At 59.8% G+C, this 15,787-nt stretch carries 10 protein-coding genes; 7 read left to right on the plus strand and 3 right to left on the minus strand.

All coding sequences use genetic code 11. The annotated features are described in order from the left end of the window. Nucleotides 1-24 precede the first annotated feature (24 nt). Nucleotides 25-1,386: a histidine kinase gene (locus HYPMC_RS12060; protein ID WP_013948232.1), complete on the plus strand. Its 1,362-nt coding sequence runs from the start codon at nucleotides 25-27 to the stop codon at nucleotides 1,384-1,386. Next, nucleotides 1,383-2,000 carry a response regulator transcription factor gene (locus HYPMC_RS12065; protein ID WP_013948233.1) on the plus strand — a complete coding sequence of 206 codons (618 nt, stop codon included), beginning with the start codon at nucleotides 1,383-1,385 and terminating at the stop codon, nucleotides 1,998-2,000. The genes HYPMC_RS12060 and HYPMC_RS12065 overlap by 4 nt, the downstream gene beginning before the upstream one ends. Before the next feature lie 65 nt (nucleotides 2,001-2,065). Here the strand turns inward: HYPMC_RS12065 and HYPMC_RS12070 are convergent, their stop codons facing one another. After that, nucleotides 2,066-2,626 (minus strand): SRPBCC family protein, encoded by a 561-nt coding sequence (locus HYPMC_RS12070; RefSeq protein WP_013948234.1) that lies wholly within the window; start codon nucleotides 2,624-2,626, stop codon nucleotides 2,066-2,068. A 164-nt stretch (nucleotides 2,627-2,790) separates the two neighbouring features. Next, on the minus strand, nucleotides 2,791-3,594 hold the full coding sequence (locus HYPMC_RS12075) for a response regulator (protein WP_013948236.1): 804 nt from the start codon (nucleotides 3,592-3,594) through the stop codon (nucleotides 2,791-2,793). A gap of 246 nt (nucleotides 3,595-3,840) precedes the next feature. On the opposite strand from HYPMC_RS12075, the gene HYPMC_RS12080 reads away from it, so the two are divergent. The 5 genes from HYPMC_RS12080 to HYPMC_RS12100 all read left to right on the plus strand — a co-directional run bounded on the left by HYPMC_RS12080 (nucleotide 3,841) and on the right by HYPMC_RS12100 (nucleotide 14,544). Further along, a complete protein-coding gene (locus tag HYPMC_RS12080; protein WP_013948237.1) occupies nucleotides 3,841-4,080 on the plus strand; it encodes a NepR family anti-sigma factor in 240 nt (79 codons plus the stop codon). Next, on the plus strand, nucleotides 4,077-4,619 hold the full coding sequence (locus HYPMC_RS12085; RefSeq protein WP_013948238.1) for a sigma-70 family RNA polymerase sigma factor: 543 nt from the start codon (nucleotides 4,077-4,079) through the stop codon (nucleotides 4,617-4,619). Before HYPMC_RS12080 ends, HYPMC_RS12085 begins: the two co-directional genes overlap by 4 nt. Before the next feature lie 238 nt (nucleotides 4,620-4,857). After that, nucleotides 4,858-10,557, plus strand: coding sequence for a HAMP domain-containing protein (locus HYPMC_RS12090; RefSeq protein WP_013948239.1), 5,700 nt, complete (start codon nucleotides 4,858-4,860; stop codon nucleotides 10,555-10,557). 11 nt (nucleotides 10,558-10,568) lie between these two features. Next, the gene (locus tag HYPMC_RS12095; protein ID WP_013948240.1) at nucleotides 10,569-12,488 is read left to right on the plus strand and encodes a response regulator; all 1,920 of its coding nucleotides are present in this window, start codon (nucleotides 10,569-10,571) and stop codon (nucleotides 12,486-12,488) included. A gap of 139 nt (nucleotides 12,489-12,627) precedes the next feature. Next, on the plus strand, nucleotides 12,628-14,544 hold the full coding sequence (locus HYPMC_RS12100; protein WP_013948241.1) for a glycoside hydrolase family 15 protein: 1,917 nt from the start codon (nucleotides 12,628-12,630) through the stop codon (nucleotides 14,542-14,544). A 17-nt stretch (nucleotides 14,545-14,561) separates the two neighbouring features. Here HYPMC_RS12100 and HYPMC_RS12105 read toward each other — a convergent pair whose 3' ends face one another. Continuing rightward, nucleotides 14,562-15,623, minus strand: coding sequence for an HWE histidine kinase domain-containing protein (locus tag HYPMC_RS12105; protein ID WP_157135434.1), 1,062 nt, complete (start codon nucleotides 15,621-15,623; stop codon nucleotides 14,562-14,564). Between the last annotated feature and the right edge of the window lie 164 nt (nucleotides 15,624-15,787).

A 15,787-nucleotide genomic window follows, 5' to 3' on the forward strand; every position in this document is an offset into this window, starting at 1 on the left:
ACAATTGTTTGCATTGCTTTACGAATGCCCTTGAGACGCCGACTTCTCGCGCTCGTCGCGCTCGTCCTCGCGCTTTGCCTTATCGGTGGCGGCGTGCTGACGTACCTCTATGGGCTGCGCAAGATCGATCTTGAAATGTCGTCGGCGATGGAGGTCGCGAGCAGCGCCGTCGGCGATGCGCTGACGTCCGTCGTGCCAGGACCCGACGCGAACACGCAGGTTCGCAGGATCATCTCCTCGTTCGATGGCGACCGGCACATCGTTGCTCGCCTCGTCAACCCGGCCGGGAAGATTGCGAGCGTGTCGCGTCTCGAAAAGCCGTTTGATCCTCCCCCGAGTTGGCTGTTCGGGCTTCTTGCCGGCGAGCAGAGGGCACGGACGTTCGAACTCCCAAAGGGCGTCGAAGATCTCGGCACAATTCAAATACAGGCCGATCCGCACAATGAAGTCAGCGAGGTCTGGGAAGATCTGAAACTCAAATTCCTGATCATCGCAAGCTTCTGCGCCATTGTGCTGACGCTGATCTACGCCACGCTCGGGCGGGCGCTCCGACCACTGGAACAGCTTTCGTCTGCGCTCGACCGCGTTGGCAAAGGCGACTACACGGCCCACGTCGCCGAATCCGGTCCCGAAGACCTGAAACTGATCTATCAGGCTTTCAACCGCATGGCCGACCAGCTGCAAGCGTCCGAGCAAGATAACCATCGCCTCAATGAGCAGCTTTCTACCGTACAGGAAGAAGAGCGTTCCGAGATTGCCCGCGATCTCCATGATGAGATTGGCCCGTTTCTTTTCGCCGCCGACGTCGATGCGCAGGCGATCCCTCTCCTCGCCTCGCGCAACGCCTCCGATGAGGTCGTCGAACGCAGCAAGGCCATTCGCCAGTCGGTCCAGCACATGCAGGTGCATTTGCGCGCCATTCTGAGCCGCCTCAGGCCGGCGTTGCTGATCGATCAGGGGCTGGTCATCGCGGTCGAGCAGCTGGTCGCGTTCTGGAAGGCGCGACGACCCAACATCAACTTCACGATGGACATCGAGGACGCGCGTTTTCCAATCGGCATCGAGGAGGTCGCTTTTCGGATTTTGCAGGAGGGCACGAGCAATGCCGTGCGGCATGGGCAGCCTTCTGCCATCGGACTTACGGCGCGGCGCGTCGATGGCGCATTGCGGATCGTCGTATCGGACGACGGCTCGGGAATTACGGTGAATGGAACGAGAGGATTTGGTCTTGCAGGAATGCGAGAGCGCGTGGCGTCGCTTGACGGCCGTCTCCGCATTGCCGATCGCGAAGGGGGGAAAGGCGTGTTGTTGATTGTCGAGATTCCACTGCCGCTGGCGCGAAATAAGAATGATGGCCAGCAAAACATGACCACGAGTGCAGCATGAAAATACTTATTGTCGATGACCATGGTGTTGTGCGCGAGGGGCTGAGAAAGCTGTTCGTGGCACATTTCGAAGCGGACGTTTTGGAAACGTCCGGCATTGAGGAGGCCCTCACCGTCTACCGGCAAGAACGGCCGGACGTCGTCGTGCTCGATCTCAATCTCGAAGGCGCGGGCGGCCTTGAAGTTCTCAGGCAAATTCTCGCCACTGACGGCAACGCGCGGGTCGTCGTCTTCAGTATGCACCACGAGCCGATCTATGCCGTTCGCGCACTGCGCGGCGGAGCGCGGGGTTATGTCAGCAAAAGCGCGCCGGTCGAAGAACTGATCGCTGCAATCCGCAAGGTGCGCGCCGGCGAGCAGTACATCGACAGAGATCTCGCGTCACGCATCGCGGTCAGCCAGATTTCGTCGGACGATCCGCTGCAATCGCTGTCGATCCGCGAGGTCGAGATTCTTCGGATGCTCGGACAGGGCAAGAGCATGACGGCGATCTCCGAAAATCTCGGAATCGCGTACAAAACCGTCGCCAATATCTGCACGCAGATGAAGGTGAAGCTCGGCGTCGACCGGACCGCTGACCTCATCCGCCTCGCGATCGAAACGCTAAAGGCATGATCGCTCGAGGAGCGAAAAAAAAGGCGCCGATTGCGCGGCGCCTTTTCAAACGTTTCGCGTGACGCTTACTTCTTGTCGTCGTCATCGTCAGGCTTGGTGCCCGCCGTTTTCTTGATGTTGTCGAGACCGGCTTTGAAGATGCCATCGATCACGTCGCGGGATTCCTTGTCGGACTTACCGTCCGCGGGATCGAATACGGCAGACCAAGCGAAATTGATTTCATCCTCGTCGTCGTCATCCGGTGTCAGGGCAAACTGCGCCTGATAATTTTTGACCGGCAGCGGGCTTTCGAGAATTTCATAGCGGTAGAAGTTCGGCTTCACGTCGAGCAGCTTTTCCTTGATCGTGCCGCCGCCCTTTAGTGTCAGGATGCGGACCTTGGCGTCGCCCTCGGTGGTTTCCTCGCATTTCGCGATGGCCGGATGCCAATCCTGGATCGCGCACCAGCCGCCGAACTTGGCCCAGAGACGATCGCGCTCTTCTTTCATCTTTGCCGGGTCGACCTTGAGCTCCAGCTTTTTGCCGACGGCAATGCTGGCCGCATTGGCGGCGGTGACGGCGCCAAGCGTTCCCACGAGCAGTCCGGCAATCAGTCCGGCGAATACAGGACCCTGTGCCAATTTCATTGCGCTTCACTCCCAAGTTTTTTGTCAGTCCCAACGCTCATACGAAAAAGCCGGGACACCCGGCTTCACAAGCGCGTTACTTTATTACGATGGGAAAAAATCTTGCCGGAAGGGCTCGGACTGCCTGGATTGTATATCCAGGCTCGGAGCGCCGGCTTTAGATATCAGGCGGCCGCGGTTCGAGGATGGGCCTTGGTATCGAAAAACAGCGCTTGGCTGATGATCGCCATGACGGTGTCACGCTGAAACGGCTTTGAAATGAGGAAGGTCGGCTCCGGGCGTTCGCCGGTCAGGACCTTTTCGGGATAGGCCGTGATGAAGATGATCGGAACTTCGCCTTCGGCGACGATCTCCTTGGCTGCTTCAAGGCCGCTACTGCCGTCGGCAAGCTTGACGTCGGCGAGGATGAGGCCCGGCTTGTTGCGTTTCACAGCGGCAAGCGCCTCGTTTTTCGTGGTTGCCACTTCCTGCACGGAATGGCCGAGGCTGGTGACGATGGTTTCAAGGTCCATCGCGATCAGCAGCTCGTCCTCGATGATGAGAACATTGGTCGCGACCTGATGAGCAATTTCCTGCCCTGCGACCTCGAGCAGCTTCTCGACGTCGGGCTCGGTGACTTCGAGAATGGCGGCCGTCTCGGCCGAGGTGAAGCCTTCAACCGCAACCAGCAGGAACGCTTGCCGGGGCAGCGAGCTGATCGAGTTTATTTTCCGCTGGGCCGCGACAAGCGCGCTGGTCACTTCGTCGCCGCCGTTCGAATCGAGCCGGACCGAATTCCAGACCTTCAGGAACAGGTGATAGAGCGCCATGCGCGGCGGCATGTTCGTGGGGAAGTCCGACGGCGTTGAAACCAGACTTTCGAGAAGCGTTGCAACGTAGGCGTCGCCCGTCTGCTGCGCGCCGGTCAAGGTCCGCGCGAACCGCCGTAAATAAGGCAAGTGCACACGTATTGTCTGCGCAATCGACATAGCTTTGGACCTCCCAAGCCAAGCGGATGAGTAAACTCATCCTTGGCGAGCGGCAATGCCGCCCGCGCAACCTCCGCGATGGCCAATCTCTACCGGAACAACAACGAACCTGTGGAAGAGATGGTTCCCACCCGGAACAAAATCTCTTGTGCCACGTTCGGCAGACGAGCCCCCTGCTGACAATGTTACAGAAGTTTGTCTCAATCGGGGCCGGTCGCAATCTTCAACAGGGCTCAAGATCACGTCATGCAGCATCGCCTCGACGCACCCGAGGATTGCAAGAGAACGGATGGCGACTTTCCGGAACCGGAAGGTCAGCCAGAACCCGAGGCCGCAAAAGGCCCTCTTCCGCAGCTTCCCGGATTTGCCGCGCAGCTCATCGGTCAGCGCATGCGGGCGATGTATGACACCATCGCCCAGGAGCCCGTCCCTGACGACCTTCTCGAACTTGTCCGCAAGCTCGAGGCGAAGGAGCAGCAGAAGTGACGGAAACTAAGAGTTTCGGGGACGCGCTGATCGAGGCGATCCCAAATCTTAGGGCCTTTGCACATTCGCTGAGCGGCGACGCGCAGCTGTCGAACGATCTTGTCCAGGAAACCTTGCTTAAAGCTTGGACTCACAAGGACTCGTTCGTGCCGGATTCTAACCTCAAGGCGTGGCTGTTCACCATCCTCCGCAACACCTATTTCACGTACTATCGGAAATCCCAGCGTGAAGAGCTCGATGAGGATCATGCGGCGATGAATGCCAGCGTGCCGCCGCCGCAGCTTACCCATCTTGAATTCGACGACATGCAGAAAGCGCTGATGCGGCTCTCGCCCGACCATCGCGAGGCTCTGCTGCTCATTACCGCGGAAGGCTTCTCGTACGAGGATGCGGCCCGCGTATGCGGCTGCGCGGTCGGGACGATGAAAAGCCGTGTCAACCGCGCCCGTAATCGGCTTCTGGAGGAAATGACCGGCCAGCTCCCAGGCGAAGCTGTGCCGGACGATGAAGACGCCGTCAAAAGCTCGTCAGGCCGATAGCGCGTTTGCGTCAGCCAATCTTTGGCCACCTTGTTCGTTCTGCTTGCTGCGGCAGTTTCGCAAGTTCACGGTCTCGGCAGACCGGCGGTTCGATGACCGCGTCGCAGCCGACCATGCTTATTACCGAACCGGTCATCATAAACGGCGGGAACGGCCGAGAGCGCCTGCAGGGCAATGGAACAAACTGCCGGGGTTGAGCGTTCTTCGGGGTTAAAACGCGACGCGAGGGGAGTTTTGAATGTCGGAGCAGATCAGCGCCGTTGAATCCGAGCGCTACCCTTCGGGTTCGGGCGGTGTGCTCGTCGAAATGCTCCAAACACTTCAGGCGGTTAAGGAGGGCGATTTCAGTGTCCGCATGCGCGGCGACTGGGACGGCTTGGCTGGCAAGATCGCCGACACCGTCAACGACATCATTATTACAAACCAGCGCATGGCCAATCAGCTGCAGCATTTGGGCCATGCGGTCGGCCGCGAAGGTTTGACCAACCAGCGCGTGCGGCTCGGCCTGGCGCTCGGCGCGTGGGGCGAGATGGAACAGTCCATCAACGGCCTTGTCGACGACCTGTTGCAGCCGATGACCGAGGTGACGCGCACGATCGAAGCCGTCGCGCAGGGCAACCTGTTGCAACCGATGCGGCTGGACGTCGATGGTCGTCCGCTCAAGGGCGAGTTCCTGCGGTCAGCGACGATCGTCAATACGATGATCAAGCAGCTGTCGATTTTCACCTCGGAAGTGACGCGCGTGGCCCGGGAGGTCGGCATCGAGGGCAAGCTCGGCGGCCAAGCCCAGATCGGCGAAGTGACCGGCGTCTGGAAGGACCTGACCGAGAGCGTCAACTTGATGGCCTCGAACCTGACGGCTCAGGTTCGCAACATCGCCGAAGTGACGATTGCCGTCGCCAACGGCGACCTGTCGAAAAAGATCACGGTCGACGTGCGTGGCGAGATCCTGCAGCTCAAGGAAGCCATCAACACGATGGTGGAACAGCTGCGATCGTTCGCTGCCGAAGTGACGCGCGTCGCCCGCGAAGTCGGCACCGAGGGTCGCCTCGGCGGTCAGGCCGTCGTGCCGGGCGTCGGCGGCACATGGAAGGACCTCACCGATAACGTCAACCTGCTCGCTGCGAACCTCACGACACAGGTGCGGAACATCGCCGAAGTGACGACGGCCGTGGCGCGCGGCGACCTTTCGCGCAAGATCACGGTCGACGTCAAAGGCGAAATTCTGGAATTGAAAAACACCATCAACACGATGGTGGACCAGCTCAATGCTTTCGCCTCCGAAGTGACGCGCGTCGCGCGCGAGGTCGGAACCGAGGGTCGCCTCGGCGGCCAAGCTGCGGTGCCGGGCGTTGCCGGTACGTGGAAGGATCTTACCGACAACGTCAACTCGATGGCGGGCAACCTCACCGGCCAGGTGCGTAACATCGCCGAAGTCGCCACCGCTATTGCGCGCGGCGACTTGTCGAAGAAAGTGACGGTCAACGTCTCGGGCGAAATTCTGCAGTTGAAAGAGACCATCAATACGATGGTCGATCAGCTCAATGGTTTCGCCGGCGAAGTGACGCGCGTGGCGCGCGAGGTCGGCACCGAAGGCAAGCTTGGCGGCCAGGCGCAGGTGTCGGGTGTCGCCGGTACGTGGAAAGACTTGACCGACAGCGTCAACTCAATGGCGTCGAACCTCACGACACAGGTGCGCAACATCGCCGAGGTTTCGGGCGCCATCGCGCGTGGTGACTTGTCGAAGAAAATCGACGTCGACGTCAAAGGCGAAATTCTCGATCTCAAGACGACCATCAATACGATGGTCGACCAGCTCAATGCTTTCGCTTCCGAAGTCACGCGTGTCGCCCGAGAAGTCGGCACCGAGGGCAAGCTCGGCGGTCAGGCCGCGGTGCCGGGCGTCGCCGGTACGTGGAAGGACCTCACCGACAACGTCAACTCGATGGCGGGCAACCTGACGGGTCAGGTGCGCAACATCGCCGAAGTGACGACGGCCGTGGCGCGCGGCGACCTTTCGCGCAAGATCACGGTCGACGTCAAAGGCGAAATTCTGGAGTTGAAAAACACCATCAACACGATGGTGGACCAGCTGAATGCTTTCGCCTCAGAAGTGACGCGCGTTGCCCGCGAAGTCGGCACCGAAGGCAAGCTTGGCGGTCAGGCGCAGGTGTCGGGCGTCGCCGGTACGTGGAAGGATCTCACCGACAACGTGAACTTCATGGCCGGCAACTTGACGGCCCAGGTTCGTAACATCGCCGAAGTTGCGACCGCCATCGCGAGCGGTGACCTGTCGAAGAAGATCACCGTCGACGTGCGCGGCGAAATTTTGCTGCTGAAAGAAACGCTCAACACGATGGTCGAGCAGCTGCGGTCGTTCGCTGCCGAAGTGACGCGCGTGGCCCGCGAAGTCGGTACCGAGGGACGCCTCGGCGGTCAGGCCGTTGTGCCGGGCGTCGGCGGAACCTGGAAAGACTTGACCGATAACGTCAACCTGCTCGCCGCCAACCTCACGACGCAGGTTCGAAACATCGCCGAAGTGACGACCGCTGTGGCGCGCGGCGACCTCTCGCGAAAAATTACGGTCGACGTCAAAGGCGAAATTCTCGATCTCAAGACGACGATCAACACGATGGTCGACCAGCTCAATGCCTTCGCTTCCGAAGTGACGCGCGTCGCTCGCGAAGTCGGCACTGAGGGTCGCCTCGGCGGTCAGGCGACGGTGCCGGGCGTCGCCGGTACGTGGAAGGACTTGACCGACACCGTGAACGTCATGGCTGCGAACCTTACCGAACAGGTGCGCGGCATCGTGAAGGTCGTGACGGCAGTTGCGAACGGCGACTTGAAACCGAAACTCACGGTGAAGTCGAAAGGCGAAGTCGCCGCGCTCGCGGAGACGATCAACGACATGACCGAAACGCTGGCGCTGTTCGCCGATCAGGTGACGACGGTGGCGCGCGAAGTCGGCGTCGAAGGACGTCTTGGCGGTCAGGCCAACGTGCCGGGCACAGCCGGCACGTGGAAAGATTTGACCGGCAACGTCAACCTTCTGGCCGCCAACCTCACGACGCAGGTGCGCGCCATTGCCGAAGTGACGACGGCCGTCGCACGTGGCGACCTTTCGCGCACGATTCAAGTCGAAGCGCGCGGCGAAGTCGCGGAGCTGAAAGACTACATCAACACGATGATCGGCAACCTGCGTCTCACGACGCAGCTCAACACTGAACAGGACTGGCTCAAGACGAACCTCGCGCGCTTCACCAGCATGCTTCAGGGGCAGCGCGATGTGATGACAGTGTCGCAAAAACTGCTGTCGGAACTCGTGCCGCTCATCAACGCGCATCAGGGCGTCATCTATCAGTACGATGCGACTAACCGCGAGCTGAAGCTGCTCGCAAGCTACGCCGACGACACGCAGGCGCCCTACCCGGAACGGCTGGGACTTGGCTCGAGTCTCGTTGGGCAATGCGCCGTCGAAAAGCAGCGTCGCGTGCTAACGGACATTCCGCAGCCGACGACGAACATCGATTCCGTCGTGTTCAAAGCGCCGCCGCGCAGCGTCATCGTGCATCCGATCACGTTCGAGGATCGGCTGAAGGCCGTCATCTCGCTCAGCTCGCTGCAAAACTTCGAGCCTGCGCAGCTGACGTTCCTCGAACAGCTCTCAGTGTCGATCGGCGTCGTCTTGAACAGTATTGAAGCGACGATGCAGACGGAAAGCCTGCTGATGCAGTCGCAGCAGCTTGCGGCCGAGTTGCAGGATCAGCAGCGCGCGATGCAGAAGACCAACGAAGAATTGGCTCAGAAGGCACAGCAGCTCGCCGAACGTAACGTCGAAGTCGAACGCAAGAACGAGGAAATCGATCAGGCGCGGCGTGCGGTGGAAGAAAAGGCAGCCGAGCTTGCTCTGACGTCGCGTTACAAGTCCGAATTCCTCGCCAACATGTCTCATGAGCTGAGAACGCCCCTCAACAGCATCCTCATCCTCGGGCAGCAGCTCAGCGATAACCCGGATAAGAACTTGACGGAGAAACAGGTCGAGTTCGCGCGTACGATTCACGGCGCAGGCACCGACCTTCTGAACCTCATCAGCGATATTCTCGATCTGTCGAAGATCGAATCCGGCACCGTTTCGGTTGATGCAGAAGAGGTCGCGTTCGGCGGTCTTATCGAAGCCGTGGCGCGGCCGTTCCGCCACGAAGCCGAGCGGCGCGGTCTCGATTTCCAAGTTACGTTTGATGCTGATCTCGGTAAGACGATTTTCACGGACTCCAAGCGTCTGCAGCAGGTTCTGAAGAACCTGCTTTCGAATGCCTTCAAGTTCACGCGCGACGGGTTCGTGCGGCTGGCCGTCAAACCAGCCAACGGCAACAAGTGGAATTCCGAGCATCCCATTCTATCGACGGCGCCGACCATCGTTGCATTCGAGGTGCAGGACTCTGGTATCGGCATTCCATCCGACAAACAGAAGCTTATTTTCGAAGCCTTCCAGCAGGCCGACGCGAGCACCAGCCGCAAGTACGGCGGTACGGGTCTCGGCCTCGCGATTAGCCGCGAGCTGGCTCACCTTCTCGGCGGTGAAATTCAATTGTCGAGCGAACCCGGTGTCGGGAGCATCTTCACGCTCTACGTGCCGCTGCGCTACGCCTCGCTTGCGAGTGATGTCCGGACGAAGTCTGAAGCGAATATGACATCGCCCGTCGCGCTGCCGCATCCGGGGTTGTTGCCATCCACGATCGAGGATGACCGCGACAGTATCGTTGCCGGCGATCAGGTTCTGTTGATCGTCGAGGATGATCCGAATTTTGCCCGCATACTTCTCGACTCGGCGCACGACACCGGTTTCAAGGGCATCGTCTGCCAACGCGGCGTCGATGCTATGACGCTGGCGACGGATTACAATCCGACTGCGATTTCTCTCGATATTCACCTGCCGGATATTCTGGGTTGGTCGGTGCTCAGCCAGTTGAAGCACAATCCACTCACCCGGCATATTCCTGTGCAAGTTCTGACACTCGACGACGATCGCCATCATGGCCTGGCGCGCGGCGCGTATTCGTTCCTGACGAAACCTTTGCAGGCGGATCAATTGAAGTCAGCGCTGCGCAAGATCGGGGCGTTTTCGGCGACCGCCACCAAGAGACTGCTGATCGTCGAGGATGATCCGGCGGAACGTCTCAGCATTTCGACGCTTCTCAAAGAAAGCGACGTCGAGATTTTGACGGCGGAAGACGGCAAATCGGCGATCGACACGCTCCGGCTCGAGAATGTCGATTGCGTGGTTTTGGATCTCAAGTTGCCCGACATGTCGGGCTTCGAGATTCTGGAGCACATGAGCCGGCAAGAAACGATGCGCGATATTCCGGTCATCGTATTTACAGGGCGCGAATTGTCGAGCGACGAAAACCTGCAGATCCGGCAATATGCGCGCACCGTCGTGGTGAAGGGGGTCGAGTCGCCTGAGCGTCTATTGGACGAGACGGCGCTCTTCCTGCATCGCGTCGTCACGGAGTTGCCCGCGGAGAAGCGGGAACTGCTGTCGCGCCTGCACGACACCGACGACTATCTGGTCGGGCGCAAAGTGCTGCTCGTCGATGACGATGCGCGTAACATCTTCGCTCTGAGCAGCCTGCTCGAACGGCGCGGCATGGAGGTACTGACGGCGACGACCGGCCTCGAAGCCATCGAGACGCTCAGCACGACGGATGTTTCAATCGTTCTGATGGACATCATGATGCCCGAAATGGACGGATATCAGACCATGCAGAAGATCCGCAGCAGCGAGAAGAACCAGCGTCTACCCATTATCGCGCTGACGGCCAAGGCGATGAAGGGCGACCGCGAGAAGTGCCTTGAGGCGGGTGCTTCGGATTATCTTGCAAAGCCCGTGGATACTGAGCAACTTTTGTCGGCGTTGAGAATGTGGCTACATCGTTGACGAGGACACTAATGCCAGCGGAAACCGCTCCTATTGAACCCGTCAACATCCTGCTGGTCGACGATCAGCCGGGAAAGCTTTTGACGTATGAAGCCATTCTCGACGGGCTCGACGCGACGCTCATCAAAGCAACGACCGCCGAGGAAGCACTGACGGCACTCCTCAAGACGGACATCGCCGTCATCCTGATGGACGTGTGCATGCCCGATCTCGACGGCTTCGAGCTTGCCGCGATGATCCGCGACCATCCTCGCCACGAAAAGACGGCGGTGATCTTCATCTCGGCAGTGCGGCTTGAGACGGACGATCTTCTTAAAGGCTATCGAACCGGTGCCGTCGATTACGTGTCCGTGCCGGTCGTGCCGGAAATCCTGAAGGCAAAGGTACAGATTTTCGTCGAGCTTTATCGCAAGACACGTCAGCTTGACGCCCTTAATGCCGAACTCGAAGAACGCGTCAAGCAACGCGCCGAACAGCTTGAGGCGTCACACGCGGCGCTGCAAGAAAGCTCCGAGCGGCTGCGTCTCGCGAGCGAGGCCGCCAAACTCGCCACGTTCGAATACGATGCGACAACGCAGATGCTGCGCTGGTCGGCGAACACTTCAGACGTGCTGCATCGCGATGTTCCCGAACAGCAAAGCTTTGAAGACTTCATGTCGGTCGTGCACGATGACGACCGCGAGATGGTCAGAAACTATGTCCGCACGGCCAACTATGCCGACTCCATTGCGGAACTCGAATATCGTGTGACGAGCGCACGCGGCATTTCGTGGATTCTCGCACGCGGACGCGCAATCAACATCGGCGACACGCAGCGCGTGCTCGGAACGGTACTCGACATTACAGAACGCAAATCGGCGGAGAGCCATCAGCAGCTTCTGATGGCCGAGCTTGACCATCGCGTTAAAAACATCCTCGCGAATGTTGCGGCAATTGCACGGCTTTCAAGCGCCAATGCGGTTTCGGTTGCGTCATTTGCGTCGGCGCTCGACGGGCGCATTCATGCGATGTCGTCGGCGCACGATCTGTTACGCCAGAGCAGCTGGACGGGCGTGGACCTGCACGAACTCGTGCAGGGCGCACTCGCTCCCTTCCGCTCTCGCAGCACGAACGACATCATCGTCGACGGCGACCGCATTCGTCTGACGTCCAAGTTCGGGCAGTCGATGGCTCTCGTCCTGCACGAACTCGTCACCAACGCGGTCAAGCATGGCGCGCTCTCGACGGCGGGTGGCAAGGTCAATGTTGGATGGTCGCGCATCACGACGCCGGAAGGCGACAAGATCGCGTTCTCGTGGCAGGAGCGCGGAGGTCCTCATTGCAGCAAGCCGGCGCGCAATGGTTTCGGCCTTGCGGTGATCCGCAGCGCTGCATCGGAATGCGGCGGCACGGCTGAGATGACTTTCTCGCCCGAAGGATTCCAATTCGATTTCCAAGGTGAGCTTTCGTCACGCACACAGCTTGTCGGCACGCGCCATATCGCGATCGTGCCAAAGGCGCGCACGCCTCTTCCCGCTGCAAGCATCCCGGCCCCGAGGAGCTGCCGCATTCTTCTGGTCGAGGACGAAGCCTTGATTGCCATGCAGTTGAAGCTTGATCTCGAAACGGAAGGGCACACGGTCGTCGGGCCATATGCGCAGCTTTCGGAAGGCTTGCGTGCAGCGACGGAAACCAATTTCGATATTGCGCTGCTCGACATCAACCTCGGCGCCGATAACAGCGCGCCGATTGCCGAGATTCTCGATCGGCGGATGATCCCGTTCGCCTTTACGACCGGCTACAACGACCTCGTGTTCCTGCCGCCGCGCTTGCGGGAATATCCGCATCTGAAGAAGCCGTACAATCCGGGCGACGTAACGGATCTCATCAAGATGCTCGCCTTTCGCGCCGATGAGCAACACGCCGCCAGCACCTCCAATCAGGTCGCGTGAAGGATAATTTCAACCGATACGACGGGCGTTCACGCGCATTCTTGCGACGTGCGGCCATGCGACATTGTGCGGTGCGGAAAACCCGCGCTAGATTCCGGACGTTGTTTTCGTTTTCAAAGCCTGTCTCGCGGGGAATTCGATGACTGCCAGTTCCTATCGTTCTTCACTCGATGTCGCGGCTATCGGCAACGGCCGTGTCGCGGCGCTGATCGACAAAGGCGCGCGCATCGTCTGGTGGTGTTTTCCGCGGCTCGACGGCGATCCGATTTTCTGCCGCCTGCTCGCAGGCGATGAGGAGAAAGGTTTTTGCGACGTCGTGCTCGAAGGCCAAGTGTCGGCAACGTCGAGCTACATCCGCAATACCTGCATCCTCGAAACGATCCTCATTTCGGACAGCGGCGCAGCTGTCAAAGTGACGGACTTCGCGCCGCGCTTCTGGCGGTTCGACCGCTCGTTTCATCCGACGCAACTCATGCGCCGCATTGAACCGCTGCGCGGCTTGCCACGCATTTCCGTTCGCGTTCGGCCGACGCACAGCTATGGGCAGGTCGCGGCCAGCGCTTCGCACGGCTCGAACCATGTCCGATATATGTGCGGATCGAATGCCATTAGAGTCACGACGGACATTCCCATTTCCTATGTCGTGCATGAGACGCCATTCGCGCTGACGCATCCGATGACGCTCGTTATCGGTTCCGATGAGCCGATCGAAAGCTCGATGGATGCTTTGTCTCGCGAATTCCTGGAGCGCACGCGCGACTTCTGGGTAGCGTGGGTGCGCGGCCTCGCTGTCAGCTACGAATGGCAGCCGGAAATCATTCGCGCCGCGATCCTGCTCAAGCTCTGCACGTTCGAAGAGACCGGCGCAATAACCGCTGCGCTTACGACATCCATTCCAGAGGCGCCCAACACGCCACGCACCTGGGACTACCGGTTCTGCTGGCTTCGCGACGCCTATTTCGTCATTCGTGCGCTGAACCGCCTCGGCGCCACGCAGTCGATGGAGAATTACCTCGACTACATCACAACCATTGTCGCCGACGGCAAAGGCCCGTTGAAACCGCTCTACGGCATCGTACATAACGATATCGCGGCGGAACGGATTGCGCCCGATCTCAAAGGATATCAGGGCATGGGGCCTGTTCGCCTCGGCAACCTTGCGTCCGACCAGCTGCAGCACGACGCCTACGGCAGCGTGATCTTGGGCGCGACGCAGATGTTCATCGATCAGCGGCTGCCGCGAATGGGCGACGTCAGCATGTTTCGTGAACTCGAGGCACTCGGTGAGCAGGCGCGTTTGCTCTATCTCGAGCCGGATGCCGGCATTTGGGAATACCGCGGGCGTCAACGCATCCATACGCATTCCGCGACCATGTGCTGGGTCGCATGCGATCGGCTGGCGCGGATCGCGAAGATCCTCGGCCTCGGCGACCGGATGGCGTATTGGGCGGAAGCCGCCGAAAAAATCCGCGCGGAAATCCTCGCGCGTGCCTGGAGCGACAAGCGCCAGTCGTTCACGGGGGCGTTCGATCATCAAGAGCTTGACGCGAGCGTTCTGTTGCTGCCCGACCTCGGCTTCCTGCCGCCCGACGATCCGCGCTTCGTCAAGACGTGCAACACCATCGGCCGCGAGCTGATGCGCAACGGCCTGATGCTGCGTTATGCGGCCGAAGACGATTTCGGATTGCCGGAATCGGCGTTTCTCGCCTGTCAGTTCTGGTACATCGACGCGCTCGCCTCGATCGGCCGCGCAGATGAAGCGCGCGAGCTGTTCGGTGAAATTCTAAGTCACCGGAATTCTTTCGGAATGCTCAGCGAAGATCTACATCCCTCGACGGGCGAGCTTTGGGGCAATCTTCCGCAGACGTACTCTATGGCCGGGCTGATCAATTCCGGCATGACGCTCTCCCGGAAGTGGGAAGACGCATGGACCGGATCAGCGGCGGCGCATCACGACGACGCCGAAGGCAGCCACAAACAGAGCCGAAGCGAGCGGGATATTGTTTCCGCCGTTACACGCAGCAACGGCGGCGGAGCGTTCGACGTCAACGGATAAGACGTTTCGCAGATGCTTCAATGCAGAGATGAAGCACGGCCGCGCGTGCGCCGCGTCGTGGCCTGTTTCAATACGGCGACGAGCCGGCACTGGACGCCATCTTCGTTGAACTGTCTTTCGACTTGTGCGGTCGGAAAGCCACTGTCGATCAACGTCGTTCCGAGCCCTCGCCGTTCGGGAGCGCTGACGGTGGGACCGCCGCGCTCACTCCAGAGAAGTTCGAACTGGCCGTCGTCATTGTCGAGGCGGGTGAGCGTCCAAGTCACGGTGACCCTCCCGCGATCGTTCGACCACGCGCCATATTTGATGGCGTTGGTGCCCAATTCGTGCAGCGTCAAAGCAAGCGCGCTGGCAACGTCACCCGGCACAATCGTTTCTGGCCCGCGCATGACGAAACGCGCTGAGCCCGGCGGCACCAGAGGTTTCATGGTTTCGGAGATCAGCTCGCTCAATGGCGCGCCGAGGAAGTTGCGCGTCGCGACGAGATCCATGGCGTTACCCATGGCCGAAAGTCGGCCTGCAAGCGCGGCCGCAAACTGATCGATATCGCGCGTGTAGCGGGCTGATTGGCCGACAAGTCCAGCAATGACGGCGAATGTATTTTTCAGGCGGTGGCGTAGTTCGACATTGAGCTGTTCAAGTTGCATTTCACCCAAAGCACTGTCCTGCAGCAATGCTTCATTGCGTGAGCGCTCATTCAGCAGGCCTTCGACCTTGCTGTTCAAGATGTGAACCACGGCGACGATCAAAAGCGAAAGAAGCGAAAAGCTCACAAGCGCGACGACGGTCGCATTGGTTATCGGCAGCCAGCCGGGACCGGGCAGATAGAAATACCATCCCGCGAAGAAGGACGCGACAACCACCAGCAAGCCGGGTCCCGTTCCGGCGATGAGTGACGCCAGCAGAACCGCAATGAAGAACGTGAGAAACGGCGTATTGTCCTGCAGCCATTGGGACAGCCCCAGTCGCGCCAGCGCTGCGACTGCAAAAATTGCCAACCCCAACGGATATGCATATTGCGGCTTACGTCGCAGCCGCGGAAAAACTCGTTCGATCAGGTTGTCGACGAGTTGAACCATTCGTTGCACGAACGGCCCGCGCCTCCATTTTGCATTCCACGCCAGTGACGCAGCAAAGGCGCCCCAGCCCCCCAAAGATTTACACAGACTTTTCCGTAGCATGAATTGCCGATGAACGCGAGAGTTCGGGACGTTGCCGAGGCCGACACGGACGTCGCAGCACA

The sequence above is a fragment of the Hyphomicrobium sp. MC1 genome (genome assembly GCF_000253295.1).
Classification (GTDB): Bacteria; Pseudomonadota; Alphaproteobacteria; order Rhizobiales; family Hyphomicrobiaceae; genus Hyphomicrobium_B.

What these genes read in the sequence shown, in the direction of transcription:
- HYPMC_RS12070 (WP_013948234.1), bottom strand. Translation starts at nt 2,626, where the DNA reads ATGAAATTGGCACAGGGTCCTGTATTCGCCGGACTGATTGCCGGACTG.
- HYPMC_RS12080 (WP_013948237.1), top strand. Translation starts at nt 3,841, where the DNA reads ATGCAGCATCGCCTCGACGCACCCGAGGATTGCAAGAGAACGGATGGC.
- HYPMC_RS12065 (WP_013948233.1), top strand. Translation starts at nt 1,383, where the DNA reads ATGAAAATACTTATTGTCGATGACCATGGTGTTGTGCGCGAGGGGCTG.
- HYPMC_RS12075 (WP_013948236.1), bottom strand. Translation starts at nt 3,594, where the DNA reads ATGTCGATTGCGCAGACAATACGTGTGCACTTGCCTTATTTACGGCGG.
- HYPMC_RS12100 (WP_013948241.1), top strand. Translation starts at nt 12,628, where the DNA reads ATGACTGCCAGTTCCTATCGTTCTTCACTCGATGTCGCGGCTATCGGC.
- HYPMC_RS12105 (WP_157135434.1), bottom strand. Translation starts at nt 15,623, where the DNA reads ATGGTTCAACTCGTCGACAACCTGATCGAACGAGTTTTTCCGCGGCTG.
- HYPMC_RS12060 (WP_013948232.1), top strand. Translation starts at nt 25, where the DNA reads ATGCCCTTGAGACGCCGACTTCTCGCGCTCGTCGCGCTCGTCCTCGCG.
- HYPMC_RS12095 (WP_013948240.1), top strand. Translation starts at nt 10,569, where the DNA reads ATGCCAGCGGAAACCGCTCCTATTGAACCCGTCAACATCCTGCTGGTC.
- HYPMC_RS12090 (WP_013948239.1), top strand. Translation starts at nt 4,858, where the DNA reads ATGTCGGAGCAGATCAGCGCCGTTGAATCCGAGCGCTACCCTTCGGGT.